Origin of the sequence: Fibrobacter sp. UBA7003, from assembly GCA_002449765.1 — a bacterium.
Classification (GTDB): domain Bacteria; phylum Fibrobacterota; class Fibrobacteria; order Fibrobacterales; family Fibrobacteraceae; genus Fibrobacter.
In genome coordinates this window covers 301,888-317,170 of the sequence record DJXN01000014.1, presented here as the reverse complement: position 1 = coordinate 317,170, position 15,283 = coordinate 301,888, and the positions used below count along the sequence as shown (strand labels likewise).

The window sequence follows — 15,283 nt, the reverse complement described above, 5'->3', positions numbered from 1 at the left end:
TGTCCAACTTTCGGGGTTCACATCACAATCCGGCGGGGCTTTTTGCTTTTGTCATGTTCCGGGGCTATGTTCTCAGAACATGCCTTCATGTTCCAAAATGCCAAATTTTTTAGAATTTAGCCAAAAGTGGTAAAATTTGGCTAAAATCGCCATGTTTATGTCCTAAATGCGGAAAAAGTAGGTATATTTGTACACATGAAGGAAATCGTTGAATACACGGATTATCGCAAGTATATCCTGGACTACTATGAAGAGCGCAAGCGCAGCTCCGTCTTTTCGTGGCAGAAGTTCGCCCAGGATGCCGGATTTTCGTCGGCGGTGTTTCTGAAATATGTTTGTGAGGGGAAAAAGAACCTGAGTGTCGGATCCGCGGGTTCTGTCGCGAGCGCCATGGGGCTCGCCGGTTACGAACAGACCTACTTTGTGCTGATGGTCTCGTATGCGCATGCGAAAAGCGACAAGGCGAAACGTGCCGCGTTCGAGGAACGCTGTGCGCTCGCGAAGGCGCACAAGATGCGTGTGCTGGGCAACGACGAGTTCGACTATTTCAAGTCGTGGAAGAATCCGGTGCTGCGCGAGCTCGCCCCGCATATGCCGGGTGCCAAGCCTCTCGAGATGGCGCGCGCCTGCAGCCCCTCGATTACCGCGGCCGAGGTGACCGAGACGCTGAACTTTTTGGTAAGGATGAAGCTCCTGAAGAAGGACAGGGACGGAAACTACCACCAGACGGACAAGACGATTACGATGGGCGACATGGACGTGGTGCCCGTGGCGGCCCGCGAACTGCAACGCCAGATGGGGGAATTCGCAATCAAGGCTATCGACCTGCCGCTTTCCGAACGCACCATGTCCGGGTTCGTGCTCGGCCTTACGGAACGCTCTTACGAACGTATCCGCAAGGAGATGGCGGACTTTTACCGCCGCGTCGTGGCGATTGCGACCGAAGAGGACGAGACGGAACGCGTGTACCGCATGAACATGCAACTTTTCCCGCTGAGCAAGCGGATTGAAACCAAGAAAGATTTGAAAAATAAAAAGGGGTAAAGGAAATGAAAGGAGCGATGAACAGGAATTTTGGGACTCGGTTTATTCCGGCCTGTGCGCTTGCCGCCATGGCTGTCTTGACGGCGTGTTCCGACAAGCAGGATGTCGCGGGCGGCGCCTCGGGAGACATGGGCATTGTTGCGAAGGATATCGCGGGCGAAGCGCTGAAGGGCCCGTTCGTGAAGGGTTCCGCCGTGACCGTGCAGGGAATTGACTGCAAGACGATGAAGTTCTCGGACGAGGTCTTTGAAGGCAAGGTCAAGAGCGACAAGGGCGACTTTGCGTTTGACGACGTGACGCTTTCCTCTACGTGCGCAGTGTTCGAAGCGACGGGCAAGTACCGCAGCGAAATTACCGGCAAGGAGTCGGCGGGCGAGATTACGCTCCATGCGCTGACCGATTTGAAGGATCGCAAGAATGTGAATGTCAACTTGCTCACCGAACTGGAATACGAACGCCTGATGTACCTCGTGACCGAAAAGGGCAAGAAGTTCGCGGAAGCAAAGGAACAGGCCGAAAAGGAAGTGCTCGCGGCGTTCGACATCGCGGGCAGTTTCGAGGCGTTCGAGAACCTGAACATCTTCGAGTCGGGCGACGAGAATGCGGCGCTGCTTGCCGTGAGCGTGATGATGCAGGCCGAAACGGATGACGCGGGGCTTGCAAAACGCGTGGAAAAGTTCGTGGACTCGTTCGCAGAAAGCGGCAAGTGGAAAGATTCCGACACGAAGAAAGCGATTTCGGAATGGGCGGTCGAGGCCACGGCAAATGGCAAACTCGACTCTATCCGCAAGAATGTGGAAGCGTGGAACGACGGCGACAAAGTTGCCGCATTCGAGAAGTTCATCGAAGCCTACGCGGACGGCGACAGCGTTGTTCTGAGCAGCAGTTCTTTCCGGTCGTCATCCTCGACACTGGTCGAGGATCTGTCGAGCAGTTCTGCAAAGGAGACGGGCAGTGAATATGATGCCGCTACAAATACGCTCAAGGACCTGCGCGACGGTCAGGTTTACAAGACCGTGAAAATCGGCAATCAGGTATGGATGGCGGAGAATTTGAACTACAAAACAGACAGTAGTTTCTGCTACAACGATTCCGCCGAATATTGTGCAAAGTATGGCCGTCTCTACACTTGGACTGCGGCGATGGATGCATGCCCTGATGGCTGGCGTCTGCCCGGCGAAACGGATTTCAAGAGTTTGGTCAAGGTCGTGGGTGACGAAAAAGATGCTGGCACTAAACTGAAGTCTACCAGCGGCTGGAGTGACAAGGATGGTAAAAGTGGCAACGGCACTGACGCTTTCGGGTTCTCGGCGCTGCCTGCAGGCATGGGCAACGTAGGTATCTACAGTGGCGAGGATTACACTACGTATTTCTGGGGTTCTACGGAGTGCGGTAGCGAAGGCGTTCCGGAGACCGGTGACGGCTGCGCGTCCACGATGAGCATGGACTATGACGATGTTGACGTGAGCTTGAAGTCATACGCCGCTAAGGACCTCTGGTTATCTGTCCGTTGCGTGAAGGGGGAAGCTGTTGGCGCATCGTCATCCTCGACGGAGCCTGCCCTGAGCTCAGCCGGAGAGATTGAGGATCTGTCCAGTAGCAGTTCCTCCAGCGATAATACGACAAGCTCGTGCGCTGGGGTTGAATCTTCGAGTTCGGCAACTAGTTCTTCTGCGAGTGATTTGGTTAGTAGCGGTGAAGAATCCAGTAGTAGTGTTGGTGAATTTGACTGGAGCATTCCAAAGGAAGCGTACTTGAATCCGGACATCAGTTATGGCGAGATTACTGATGCTCGTGACGGACAGGTGTATAAGACTGTGAAAATCGGTAATCAGACATGGATGGCCGAGAATCTGAATTATGCTGATAGTGTCAAGACGCCGAGCCTTTTGGGACACAGTTGGTGCCATGACAATGATCCAAAAAAATGTAAAGTAGCGGGACGCCTTTATGATTGGGCTGCTGCTATCGACACGGAAAAACTTTATGACGATGGCGATGGAATAGATTGCGGCATTGGCGCATATTGCGAAGTTCCGGATAATACGCAGGGGATTTGCCCTGATGGTTGGCATTTGCCGAAAAGTGCCGAATGGAAAACTTTGCTTGCTGCTGCGGGAACTAAAAATCTCAAGTCGCAATGGGGATGGCTTGATGATGAAGCCGGTACCGATTCTGTTGGCTTCTCCGCAGTGGCATATGGCTATAGAAAAGAAAGTACCGGTTTAAACAGGGACGTTGGTGAAGAAGCATATTTCTGGAGCGCAACTGACTATAGTGAGGTGCATGCTTATTCTTATAGAATGAGCCGTGGAGTAAAATCAGATTATAAAGATTATGGCTTTAGCATCCGTTGTGTCAAGAACGAGGCTGGGGTGATATCCTCGTCAAGTTCTATTGCTTCTTCGTCTTCGGTTATGCTTGCCGCTCTTTGCAAGACCGAAACTGAAGATAATTGCGAGTACGGCACGCTGACGGATTCCCGTGATGGCCGAACCTACAAAACGGTGGTAATCGGTGCGCAGACATGGATGGCGGAAAACCTTAATTTTGAAACCGATGACAGTGAGTGCTATGATAACGATGCTAGTAACTGCGAAAAATATGGCCGTCTGTATTCATGGGGAACGGCGATGGATGGCGCAGGAGCTTTCAGTGAAAATGGCAAGGGATGTGGAAATGCCAATACATGTCTTGAAACTTTCCCGGTACGGGGCATTTGCCCCAGTGGCTGGCATCTGCCGGATAAATATGAATGGGAAACGTTGTTTATCGCGGCGAGAGGCTATACGAGGGCGGGCAAGATTCTCAAGTCACAGAGCGGTTGGGGTGACGGTGGAAATGGATCGGATGCTGTCGGCTTCTCGGTGTTGTTTGATGGCTTAGGAGCCAGTGTAGATGATTCAAGGGTTCATTTTTGGACTTCTACAGAAACCAGTGGCGAAGTTGCTTATTGGATTGGGTTCCGTGGTGTGAATGACTATGTGACAAATTTGGAATTTGACAAGGATAATTTCGTATACGTCCGGTGTTTGAAGGATGAATAAGCCGTGCGCAGCAGTCTGCACTACGAAGTAGTGCCAAGATTGGCAAGCCGTTTGTCAAGAGGAGGAAGAAACCCCGCCAGCGATGGCGGGGTTTTCCTGTATTCTGGGGATACGTTGCTTGTATTCCAAAATGCTAAAATTTGTTAAAATGGCAAAAAATGGTAAAATTTGATCAAAAACGCTAATTTTGTATCCCATAAGTGGAAATGAAAACCTATATTTATTCTCATGAAGGATATCGTCGAATATACGGACTACCGCAAGTTCATCCAGGACTACTACGATGAACGCAAGCGCAGTTCGGCCTTTACGTGGCGCGAGTTTGCGCGCGATGCCGGGTTCACGTCGCCGGTTTACCTGAAATATGTGTGCGAAGGCAAGAAGAACCTGAGCATCGGCGTGGCGGGCTCGGTCGCGAACGCCATGGGGCTTGCAGGTTTCGAGAGCACTTACTTTGTACTGATGGTCTCGTATGCGCATGCCAAGAGCGATGTAGCGAAACGGGCTGCTTTCGAGGAACGCTGCGCATTGGCGCGGGCGCACAAGGTGCGCGTGCTCGGGAGCGAGGAATTCGATTATTTCAAGTCGTGGAAAAATCCGGTAATCCGCGAGCTGGCGGTGCAGATGCCAGGAGCGAAACCGCTCGAGATTGCGCATGCCTGCAAGCCGAAGATTTCGGCGACGGAGGTTTCCGAGACGCTCGACTTTCTGGTGAAGGCGAAGCTTTTGAAGAAGGGCAAAAACGGCGTTTACCACCAGACGGAAAAGTCCGTGTCGATGGTCTCCGTGGATGCGGTGCCGGTGGCTGCCCGCGATATGCAGCGGCAGATGGGGGAGCTTGCGGTGAAGGCCTTGGACCTGCCGCTTTCGGAACGCGACATGTCGGGAGTTACGATCGGGCTTACGCGCCAGGCGTATGAAAAAATCAGGAAGGAGATCGCGGAATTCCGCCGCCGCATCGTGGCGATTGCAACAGAAGACGACGAGACCGAACAGGTTTACCGTATGAACTTGCAGTTGTTCCCGTTGAGCGAACGCCTGGAAAAAAAGATTTAAAAACAAGGGAGTAGGACGAGATGAAAAGTAACCTGAGTGATATGTTTCGCAGTGGCGTTGTTTGGATAATGCCGCTGGCAATGGCGTCGATTGTCGCAACGGCGTGTTCTGACGATGACAGCGGTTTTGCGGGCGGCTCTACGGAGGATACCGGCATTGTCGCCAATCTGGACGTGGCGGGCGTTTCGCAGAAGGGCCCGTTCGTGAAGGGCGCTACGGTGACGGTGCAGGGAATCGACTGCAAGACGCTCAAGTTCACGGACGAGGTGTTTGAGGGCAAGGTCAAGAGCGACAAGGGCGACTTTACTGTCGAGGATGTGTCGCTCAAGTCCACGTGTGCGCTGTTCGAGGTGACGGGTGAATACCGCAGCGAAATTACCGGCAAGAAGTCCTCGGAGGAGTTGACGCTCCATGCATTGACGAACTTGAAGGACCGCAAGAACGTGAACATCAATGTGCTTACCGAACTGGAATACGAACGCCTGATGTTCCTCGTGACGGAAAAGGGCAAGAAATTTGCAGACGCGAAGGCGCGGGCCGAAAAGGAAGTGCTTGCGGCATTCGACATCAAGGGCGACTTCGTGGAGTTCGAAAACCTGAATATCTTCGAGTCGGGCGACGAGAACGCGGCGCTGCTTGCCGTGAGCGTGATGATGCAGGCGGAAACGGATGACGCGGGACTTGTTACGCGTATGGAAAAGTTCGTAGAATCGTTCGCGGAAACCGGCAAGTGGAAAGATTCCGGCACGAAAAAAACGATTTCGGAATGGGCGGTCGAGGCTACGGCAAATGGCGGGCTCGATTCCATCCGCAAGAATGTGGAAGCCTGGGACCTCGGGGATACCGTGCCCGCATTCGAGAAGTTCATCGAAGCCTACGCGGACGGCGACAGCGTTGTCTTAATCGTCACACCGAAGTCGAGCAGTAGTAAAAACGGTGATGCCGGCACATCGGCCGGCATGACATCCAGCAGTTCTTCCCATGACACGACGTACAATGCCGAAAAGAATACCCTGACGGATACCCGCGACGGCCAGGTTTACAGGACCGTAACAATCGGTGATCAGGTGTGGATGGCGGAAAACCTGAACTTTGAAACGGATTCCAGTTACTGCTATAATGATTCTGCTGAATACTGTGCAAAGTATGGTCGCCTTTATGAATGGAGTGCGGCAATGGATGCATGCCCTAGCGGCTGGCACCTGCCTGATACTGCGGAATGGAGAATGCTGCTCGCTGCGGTTGGTGGGGATTCGATTGCAGGCATGAAACTCAAGTCTACGAGTGGCTGGAATAGTAACGGCAATGGTACGGATGATTTCGGCTTCACTGTGTTGCCCGCTGGTGGCTGGGGGAGCAAGGACTTTGTGGGCGAGGCTGCTGTCTTCTGGACTTCTGAATGGTACGAAGGGTACGATGATTATGCGTATGGTATAAGATTGTACACGGATACCATTGTACGCAAGTTCTACAGTAACAAGTATATCGGGAGTTCGGTCCGTTGCTTGAAAGGCGAATCCCCAGTGGCTGGCTCTAGCAGTAGCCTGGCGAAATCGAGTAGCAGTTATTCTGATGGGTGGAGCTGGGATGTGCCCAAGGAAACTCGCCTGAATCCGAATATCAAGTACGACTCGATAATCGACCCGCGTGACAAGCAGGTTTACAAGGTCGTGAAAATTGAAGTGCCAGACTCAAATTATTCGCAGGTGTGGATGGCGGAGAATTTGAATTATGCCGATAGCAATAGGACGCCTAGCTTGAAGGGCGGCAACTGGTGCTATCAGGGTGATGAAAAAAAATGCAAGGTGAGTGGCCGTTATTACAGCTGGGCCGCTGCGATTGACTCGGTAGCACTAGCGAACGATGCCGAGGCTCCGTTGGATTGCGGCTATGGCAAAAAGTGCGGACTTGATCGAGCTGTGCAGGGAATTTGCCCTGACGGCTGGCATTTGCCGTCAATCTATGAATGGGGCCTATTGAGCGTGGCATTAGGAAATGCCCCTGTATCTGGTGAACCACTCAAGGCGTTGACTGGATGGAACTACGCCGGAACGCCTGACAACAACGGTACGGATCTTTACGGCTTTGCCGCACTCCCGACCGGAAGAATTTCTGCTACTAAATGGGAAAAGGTGGGCTCGGATGTTTATTACTGGAGCGCTACTGAATACAGTGCCAATGATGGCCGGTATTTCAATATAAACAACGTTTATACCAATTCTTATACGTATCAGAATAGCAAGTCTTATGGACAAAGTGTCCGTTGCGTCAAAGGGGATCCTTCGACTGCACCGGTAAGACCTTCTTCAAGTTCTAGCGTTGATGAAACGAAGTCCAGTAGCAGCGTGACAAGCGTGTCAAGCAGCAGTGTCCCTGAAGGGTATGTAGATCCTTCTACAGTAGTTACGGGAACCATGACGGACTCCCGCGACGGCCAAACTTACAAGACCGTAGAAATCGGCAGTCAGGTGTGGATGGCGGAGAATTTGAACTACGCATACACTGGCGTTCTCTATAATAATAGTGGCTACACCTCCGATTCCACTAGTTGGTGCTTTAGTAACGACCCTGCCAACTGCATCAAATATGGTCGCCTTTACACCTGGGCTGCAGCGATGGACAGTGTGGGAACGTGGTCTACGAATGGCAAGGACTGCGGCTATGGCGTGCAATGTACTCCGATTTACCCGGTGCGAGGCATATGCCCCGAGGGCTGGCATCTGCCGGATAAGGCGGAGTGGAATACATTGTTTACTGCTGTCGGTGGAGCGTCAACGGCGGGCAAGATGCTCAGCTCCACTATCAGCTGGTCCAGCGTTCCTGGCGGCTGGGTCCGCGACGGATACGGCACGGATGCCTATTCCTTCTCGGCGTTGCCTGCTGGCCTCAGGGACGCCACTGGTTACAACAACGTTGGCTACCATGCGTACTTCTGGAGTTCCTCTGAGTACAATAGTTCCCGCACATATATCGTGGGCTTGGACGACGAATTCGACAAAGCTGACTTGTACGGCAGCGGCAAGGACTACGGGTACTCTGTCCGCTGCATCAAGGACTAATTTTAGGGTAGAGAGGTTAGGACAATGAAAAGAGTTTTGGCAATATGTGCCGTGTCTGCATTCTTGTTTGCGGCTTGCGGCGATGACGACAGCAGCGGTTTTACAACCCGCCCTGACGAGGATTCGTCTTCGTCTGTTTGCGAGGACTGCGACGGTTCAAGTAGTAGTTCTGCGGAATCGTTATCAAGTGATGCGTCGAGTATCAGTTTCTTTGAAGATGGAGTTACAGGAACTATGACTGATGGGCGTGACGGGCAAATATACAAGATTGTAAAAATCGGCAGACAAATCTGGATGGCGGAGAATTTGAACTACGCCTACACAGGTGTTCCCTTTGAAAGTGGCGATATTACCTTCGATTCCACGAGTTGGTGCTATGACAATGATCCTGCCAACTGCGCCAAATACGGTCGCCTTTACACGTGGTCCGCCGCAATGGATAGCGTGGGCAGGTGGAGCACGAATGGCAAAGGTTGCGGCGATGAAACGATGTGCTCGCCGACATACCCGGTGCGTGGTATTTGCCCCGAGGGCTGGCACCTGCCAACGGAATTAGAATGGGGTAGGCTATTTATATTAGACGGGTATACATCGACGGCGGCGGAGAGGCTCAAAACGACAAGTGGTTGGGCCGATAACGGCAATGGCTCCGATATCTATTCCTTTGCCGTATTGCCTGTTGGCATCAGGAGTGCAATTGAAGGGTACGTGGGTGAGGGCTACTGCACAACCTTTTGGACTTCTGATAGCGACGACGACTACTATGCGGATGCTAAGACCATGAACTACAACAGCAAAGGGGTGAGTGAGTATGGCTTCCACAAGAACTCCGGGTTCTCTGTCCGCTGCGTGAAAGACTAGCAATGAGGCGAGAGCAGCGCAGAAATGCTTGCGTTTTTGCATTGCCGAGCCGATTAGCGAGGGACTCCGTAGAAGTCCCCTGGCAAGCCGTTTGTTAGAAAGAAATGACCTCGCTAGCGCGCTAGCGGGGTTTTTGAGTTTTTTTTTAAATTTGCGGTGACACTTTTTACCTCCATAGGTGTTATACTAGCATGAAGGGCAATAATCAGGCAAATCGCGAGAAAATGTCCGGGCTGTACGAGACCTACGCCCCGATGGTTTTCAGGCGCTGCCTCTATATGCTCAGGGACGAATCCGAGGCCCAGGACATGATGCAGAACGTGTTTTTACGCGTTTTTGAGCATTGGGACCGCCTCGACGCGACGCAGCCGAGCAGCCTCTTGTGGAATACGGCGACCAGGCTCTGCCTGAACCGCATCCGAGACAAGCACCGCCGAGGCCTCGATGTGGATTCGAACGAACTGTTGTTGACTATTGCCTGCGCGGACGAAGACCATGAAGAACAGGAGGCGAAGGGAATCCTCGCGAAACTGTTCTCGCACGAGCCGGAGTCTAGCCGCACGATGGCCGTGCTGCATTTTGTGGACGGCATGACGCTCGAGGAGACTGCCCGCGAGGTTGGGCTCTCGGTGAGTGGTGTGCGCAAGCGTTTGCGTGGCCTGCAGGCCAAGGTAAAGAATCTGGAGGTAAAGTGATGATCCCCGATTGGAAACTGGAACGATACCTTACGGGCGACCTGCCCGAAGGCGAGATGCGCGAGATTCGCGAACTCGAGAAGACGGACGAGATGCTCGCCCATCGTGTGAAGCTGCTGCGCGAGGACAACGCGGCAATTCTCCGCAAGATGCCTTTCGAGAGGCTCGCGGAGAAGATGGATGCCCGCGACAATGGTGCGGAACGCAAGGACAACGTGGCGCGTTTCGGTTTCGTGAAGTTCGCGGCCGCCGCGGCCCTGGTGCTTGCGGTGGTGTCGGTGGCGCTCTTTAGCCAGCGCGAGATCGGCCCGGCTACGGACGGTGGTGCGCGGGCGATGGATGTTGCCTTGGCCGATGTCCCGGATGACGGCACGCGCATCAAGGGTCTGGATGCCCGCATGGAAGTCTGGAAGAAGACTGGCGACAGCGCGGTACAGATGTCGAACCTGGGCGAGGCACGCGAGGGTGACGAAATCCAGTTGCGCTACGCGGTGCCCGAAAAGTGCTACGGAATGCTCTTCAGCATGGATGGAAACGGGACCGTCACGATGCACATGGCCGATGGCTCGCAGGCGATTGCTCTCGAACCCGGCAAGATGACGACGCTCCCGTTCGCCTACAAGCTCGACAACGCGCCGAAATTCGAGAAGTTCTTCTTGCTCACGTCGCGTGCGGCGTTCGAGCTGGACGCGAACAACATTGATGCGCTGCTCAAGAGCAAGGGCGTGCGCTCCGTATCTATCACATTACGCAAGGTTGGGGAATAGTAGGATGAAGAACATTATCGAAAAGTTGGACGCGTCGATTACGCTCCATATAATTTCACTGATTGCAATTCTTTTTTTCGCTGCGGCTTCTAATGCGAATGCGGCCCAGCAGGGCGATAACGCGCGCATCAACCGCTACGTGGTGGCGGTGAGCGCGAACTATGGCGGGCAGGGCCGGCCGGTGCTTCGCTATGCGGAAAGTGACGCGAAGTCGTTCGCGAAGGTGCTCGGTGAGATGGGCGGCGTGCAGGCGGGTAACGTGGTGCTCGTGAAGGAGCCGGGCGTGGCCGCCCTCCAGAAGCAACTCGACGGTCTTGACGCGAAAATCGCGCAGGGCAAGAACGCTGCGGGCCGCAACGAGGTGCTGTTTTACTACAGTGGGCACGCCGACGAGAAGGGCCTGCGCCTGGGTAATGAGGTTTATGCCTGGAAGGAACTGCGCAAGCGCATCGACGCGATGAAGGCCGACGTGAAGATTGCAGTTATCGATGCCTGCGGCTCGGGTGCTATCACACGCCTGAAGGGCGGTGTGGCGGTGCCTGCGTTCATGGTGGACCAGAGCAGCGACATGAAGGGCTACGCGTTCATTACCAGCAGCACGCAGGATGAATCTAGCCAGGAAAGCGACAAGCTCAGGGGCTCGTTCTTCACGCACTCGCTGGTGAGCGGGCTCCGCGGCGCCGGCGACCTGAGCGGTGACGGCAAGGTCACTTTGTCCGAAGCCTACCAGTTCGCCTTTAACGAGACCCTGCAGCGCACCGAGAAGACGATGGGCGGCGCCCAGCACCCGAGCCGCGACATGAACCTCGCGGGAACGGGCGATGTGGTGATGACTGATTTGCGCAGCACAAGCGCTGGCCTCGAACTCGACGAGGACGTGGATGGCCGCCTGTTTATTCGCGATGAAAAAGGCGAACTCGTCGCGGAACTCTACAAGAAGGCGGGACGCGCGATGAGCCTCGGGTTCCCTGCCGGCAAGTACACCGTGCGCCTGGAACGCCCTGCGGAATTCAGCGAGGCGGCGGTGACGCTCCAGAACAACCGCCGCGAAAAGCTTTCGCACAGGCAGTTTGCCGCCGTGAGTGCCGAACAGACGACGCTCCGTGGCGAAATCGGCGGATTGCGTGACTGCACTGCGGGTGATTCTATCGCGTGCTCGCTCGACTCTCTCGATCGCAATGGCAAATACCGCGTGACCTTCCACGCGGTGGATAGCGACAAGGATCCGCGCAAGGGAATCCAGATTGGCGTCTTTGTCGCAGAGGCCGATGACTACATGCTCGGAACGCAGCTGAGCTTTATCGCGAACGTCGCGAAAAAGGAGATGCACGGCCTGCAGGTGACCGACATCTACAACGGCGCGAATGCGCATTTCGAAGGCGCGCAGATTAGCGGCATGATCAACTACGCGCAGTCCTTTGACGGTGCGCAGATTGCGTCGACGCTCAATATCGCGGGCAAGAATTCTTCGGGTGCGCAGGTTTCGGGTACGGCGAACTTCATTGCCGACTCGCTCAACGGCGCCCAGGTTTCTCCGGCTTTAAACTATGCGGGCCAGGCCGACGTGCAGGTGACTGCCGCCTTGAACATTGCGGGCGAGGCGGGTGTACAGGTTGATGCCGCCATGAATATCGCAGGAAAGTCGGACGTGCAGGTGACGGCCGCCATGAACATCGCAGGCACTGTCGAAGGCGCGCAGGTGAGTACCATGAACATCGCGGGCCGTGCGAACGGAAGGCAGGTCGGTATAATCAACATCTGCGGTACTTGCGAATCCACCCCGATAGGGCTCATCAACATCGTGGGTAATGGCGTTTGGAGCGTGACCTCTTCCGTAAACGAGATGGGTGCGCTCGGGCTTTCACTCCACTTGGGCACGGCCTACCTGTTTACCGCCATCGAAGGCACCCGCGAATTCGAGAAGGGCGAAAAGTTCAAGCACTTCTCCGACATGTACGAAACGGGTCTCGGTATCGGTACGCAATTCGGCAAGTACGGCAACCACTTCGAACTGGAATACATGTTCCTCAACGCACGTGAAGGATTCGGGACGGATATGGACGAGGACGACATCAACTTCCATCACCGCCTGCGCCTGGGCTTCGTGCACAAGCTGTTCCCGGGCTTCGGCATGACTGTCGGCGGCACGCTCAATATAGTGAGCGAAGGGAATGCAGATAAAGTAATTGTCAAGCCCCGCAGTGAATACCACGACGATTTCAGCGCCAATGGGCATAATGCGCGCTGGTGGCCCGGCTTCTACGCTGGCCTCACCGTGGGAAGGTTCTAAAAATAAAGTCTAATCCGCGCAAAGCCTGCCGAGTTCGTCCTTCTTTTCGAGGATGGTATCGAGCAGGCTTTTGTAATCCATGTCGGTATTGCTGCGGAGCAATTCGGTAATTTCTACAATCGGCGTGTAGAGCGGCGTGAGCGAGAGGTTGCCGAGGACACCCTTCAGCGCATGGGCCGCCTCGAAGGCGGCTTTCAGGTCTTTCGCGGCAATGGAATCCTTGAGCTTGTCGAAGTTGCCCTCGCCGGGAATGGTCGCCACGAGTTTCAGGTACAGCGCCTCGTTCCCGAAGCAGCGTGCAAGCCCCTCGGCGGTATTTGCCCCAAAAGCGTTCAGTTTTTCGATGGTAATCATGCGCCCCTCCGGCGTTCAAGTTCCTTTTCGATGAAGGGTACAAAGTCCTTCGGCGGAACCGGCTTCGAGAAGAAGTATCCCTGGATAATCTGGCAACCCATTCCCTTGAGGGTATCGAGCTGCGACTGCGTTTCTACGCCTTCCGCTACGGCAGGAATCTTGAGGAATTTCGCGATGCCCGCCACAAGTTCCACGAGCTTCAGGTTGCGTTCGTCCTTTTCCATGTTGCGCACGAACGACATGTCGATTTTCAGGATGTCGATGGGCAGCGTGGTAATCATGTTCAGCGAGGAGTATCCGGAACCGAAATCGTCCATCTCGATGCGGAATCCCTTCTTGCGCAGGTTCTCGATGACCTCGATAAGGCGCTCCATGTTCTCGCAGTAGGCGCTCTCGGTCACTTCGAGCATGTATTCTTCCGGAGAAAGGCCGTTTTCTTCGAGGAGCCGCATGAGTTTCGTTTCCAGTTCCGGGTCCATGATGTCGATGCGGGACACGTTCACGGAAACGGGCACCGTCACGCCGAATTCGTCCTTCCATTTGCGGATCTGTTTTGCGACTTCGTTCCAGACAAAGTTGTCTACTTTTTGTATAAGGCCGTTCCCTTCGAACAGCGGAATAAAGTCGCCCGGGCTGATGAATCCGAGTGTCGGGTGTATCCAGCGGATGAGGGCTTCTGCACTGGTGAGCCGCGGGGTGTCGCCTTCGATGTTGTATTTCGGCTGGTAATAGACAATCAGGTTCTTGTTGTCCATGGCGCTCTGCAAGTCGCGGATGAGAGTTTCCTCGAACATGTAGCGGGAATGCATCTCGTTGTTATAGCGGGTAAACGCCTGCGTCAGGTCGCCGCGGTTCTTGTCGCAGGCGGCCTTCGCGCGGTCAAACCATGCCTCGATTTCTACGTTGCGGTCCACGTTTTCCCACAGGCCAAAGCGCACGCGGATGTGGTTCACCTCGAAGAATTCGGTAAGGATTCCCTGGACGATGTTGCGGATGTTGTCGTAGCTTTCCTGGTGCGTCGCGAAGATATAGAACGTGTCTGCGTCTGCACGGCAGGCGATGGCGTTCATGGGGGCGAGTTCATTCTTGAGCGCGCTACCGATTTCTGCAAGCAGGCGGTCGCCAAAGTCCCTTCCGCAGAACTCGTTCACCAGGTGGAACTGTTCGATGTCAAATACTATTGCGTCGCGCGGGATGTCCCTGCTCCACAGTTCTATCTGGCGGATGTATTCAAAGAAGTAATCCTTGGTGTAAAGACCCGAAACATGGTCGCGCTCCGTTTGGCGGATAATGTCCTGGTCTTCGAAGAGTTCGATGATTCTTTCGCAGCGGGCGAGCACCACTTCGGGCATGTCGAAGGGCTTCGCGATAAAGTCGGCGGCGCCCAGTTTGAGACTGCGGACTTCGGATTCCTTTTCGGAGGTCATCACGATGACCGGAATGCGCTTGAGTGTTTCGGTGGTTTCTCTTTTTTTCAGGAATTCAAACCCGTCCATCACGGGCATGAGCAGGTCCAGCAGGATAAGCGAGAACCGCTTATCTTGCCTGGAGAGTGCTGCGAGGGCTTCCTTGGCGTTGTCGGCATATTCGACGTCGTAGTTCACGGAAAGGATATTACCCAGGATTTCTCGGTTTACCACCTCGTCGTCTACGATAAGGACGTGTCTCTTGACGGTAGTGATCTGGCGTAGTTTTTTCATTGGAGAAAACTCCTTTTATCCGTGAATAAATATATGTAAAAAGAAATAAAAAGGTATCGGATTGTGTGACAAAGCATTTTTTTTAGATATCTTTAAAACAGAATTACTAGAATACGAGGTCCCCATGTTCGGTCGACACCTTCCCCTGAGCGAACAGGCTTTGCAAGTTATCGAGCAGATCGGCGAAGACATGCCGGGTGGCTTTTTCATTTACAAGGCGATTGCGGCCATCAGGGCCATGACGACCTACGCAAGGAGAATCCCCATCGTGGCGATGACCGCGAACGCCTTTGCCGACGATATCCGCAAGGCGAAGGAAGTCGGCATGAACGACCATATCTCCAAGCCGATAGATTTCAAGGAACTTGCGAAAATTTTGCAGAAGTGGATAAGGGTGTAGCGTTATGTTG

11 protein-coding genes are annotated in these 15,283 nt (G+C 54.0%); 9 read left to right on the top strand and 2 right to left on the bottom strand.

All coding sequences use genetic code 11. The annotated features are described in order from the left end of the window. Window positions 1–195 precede the first annotated feature (195 nt). The 8 genes from B2952_RS12165 (at window position 196) to B2952_RS12130 (ending at window position 12,819) form a co-directional block, all read left to right on the top strand. Complete coding sequence (locus tag B2952_RS12165; protein ID WP_290734115.1) at window positions 196–1,044, top strand: TIGR02147 family protein; 849 nt, start codon at window positions 196–198, stop codon at window positions 1,042–1,044. 17 nt (window positions 1,045–1,061) lie between these two features. Then, window positions 1,062–4,091, top strand: a complete 3,030-nt coding sequence (locus tag B2952_RS12160) for a fibrobacter succinogenes major paralogous domain-containing protein (protein ID WP_290734117.1) — start codon at window positions 1,062–1,064, stop codon at window positions 4,089–4,091. Between the two features lie 228 nt (window positions 4,092–4,319). After that, window positions 4,320–5,147, top strand: coding sequence for a TIGR02147 family protein (locus B2952_RS12155; protein WP_290734119.1), 828 nt, complete (start codon window positions 4,320–4,322; stop codon window positions 5,145–5,147). Between the two features lie 68 nt (window positions 5,148–5,215). Further along, window positions 5,216–8,206: a fibrobacter succinogenes major paralogous domain-containing protein gene (locus B2952_RS12150; protein WP_290781633.1), complete on the top strand. Its 2,991-nt coding sequence runs from the start codon at window positions 5,216–5,218 to the stop codon at window positions 8,204–8,206. A 24-nt stretch (window positions 8,207–8,230) separates the two neighbouring features. Continuing rightward, window positions 8,231–9,067: a fibrobacter succinogenes major paralogous domain-containing protein gene (locus B2952_RS12145; protein ID WP_290734123.1), complete on the top strand. Its 837-nt coding sequence runs from the start codon at window positions 8,231–8,233 to the stop codon at window positions 9,065–9,067. A gap of 191 nt (window positions 9,068–9,258) precedes the next feature. Next, window positions 9,259–9,762, top strand: coding sequence for an RNA polymerase sigma factor (locus B2952_RS12140; RefSeq protein WP_173366593.1), 504 nt, complete (start codon window positions 9,259–9,261; stop codon window positions 9,760–9,762). After that, the gene (locus B2952_RS12135) at window positions 9,759–10,529 is read left to right on the top strand and encodes a hypothetical protein (protein WP_290734125.1); all 771 of its coding nucleotides are present in this window, start codon (window positions 9,759–9,761) and stop codon (window positions 10,527–10,529) included. Before B2952_RS12140 ends, B2952_RS12135 begins: the two co-directional genes overlap by 4 nt. Window positions 10,530–10,533: 4 nt before the next feature. Beyond that, window positions 10,534–12,819, top strand: coding sequence for a caspase family protein (locus B2952_RS12130; RefSeq protein ID WP_290734127.1), 2,286 nt, complete (start codon window positions 10,534–10,536; stop codon window positions 12,817–12,819). A 9-nt stretch (window positions 12,820–12,828) separates the two neighbouring features. On the opposite strand, the gene B2952_RS12125 is transcribed toward B2952_RS12130, so the two are convergent. Both B2952_RS12125 and B2952_RS12120 read right to left on the bottom strand, forming a co-directional pair. Then, the gene (locus B2952_RS12125; protein ID WP_290734129.1) at window positions 12,829–13,173 is read right to left on the bottom strand and encodes an Hpt domain-containing protein; all 345 of its coding nucleotides are present in this window, start codon (window positions 13,171–13,173) and stop codon (window positions 12,829–12,831) included. Next, complete coding sequence (locus B2952_RS12120) at window positions 13,170–14,873, bottom strand: putative bifunctional diguanylate cyclase/phosphodiesterase (protein WP_290734131.1); 1,704 nt, start codon at window positions 14,871–14,873, stop codon at window positions 13,170–13,172. Before B2952_RS12120 ends, B2952_RS12125 begins: the two co-directional genes overlap by 4 nt. A gap of 124 nt (window positions 14,874–14,997) precedes the next feature. Here B2952_RS12120 and B2952_RS12115 point away from each other — a divergent pair, with 124 nt between their 5' ends. Further along, window positions 14,998–15,273, top strand: a complete 276-nt coding sequence (locus B2952_RS12115; RefSeq protein ID WP_290734133.1) for a response regulator — start codon at window positions 14,998–15,000, stop codon at window positions 15,271–15,273. Window positions 15,274–15,283: the final 10 nt, after the last annotated feature.

Bases quoted from the DNA above. Each gene is read 5' to 3' on its own strand.
- B2952_RS12120 (WP_290734131.1), bottom strand. From the start codon at position 14,873: ATGAAAAAACTACGCCAGATCACTACCGTCAAGAGACACGTCCTTATC.
- B2952_RS12140 (WP_173366593.1), top strand. From the start codon at position 9,259: ATGAAGGGCAATAATCAGGCAAATCGCGAGAAAATGTCCGGGCTGTAC.
- B2952_RS12115 (WP_290734133.1), top strand. From the start codon at position 14,998: ATGTTCGGTCGACACCTTCCCCTGAGCGAACAGGCTTTGCAAGTTATC.
- B2952_RS12145 (WP_290734123.1), top strand. From the start codon at position 8,231: ATGAAAAGAGTTTTGGCAATATGTGCCGTGTCTGCATTCTTGTTTGCG.
- B2952_RS12130 (WP_290734127.1), top strand. From the start codon at position 10,534: ATGAAGAACATTATCGAAAAGTTGGACGCGTCGATTACGCTCCATATA.
- B2952_RS12160 (WP_290734117.1), top strand. From the start codon at position 1,062: ATGAACAGGAATTTTGGGACTCGGTTTATTCCGGCCTGTGCGCTTGCC.
- B2952_RS12150 (WP_290781633.1), top strand. From the start codon at position 5,216: ATGCCGCTGGCAATGGCGTCGATTGTCGCAACGGCGTGTTCTGACGAT.
- B2952_RS12155 (WP_290734119.1), top strand. From the start codon at position 4,320: ATGAAGGATATCGTCGAATATACGGACTACCGCAAGTTCATCCAGGAC.
- B2952_RS12165 (WP_290734115.1), top strand. From the start codon at position 196: ATGAAGGAAATCGTTGAATACACGGATTATCGCAAGTATATCCTGGAC.
- B2952_RS12125 (WP_290734129.1), bottom strand. From the start codon at position 13,173: ATGATTACCATCGAAAAACTGAACGCTTTTGGGGCAAATACCGCCGAG.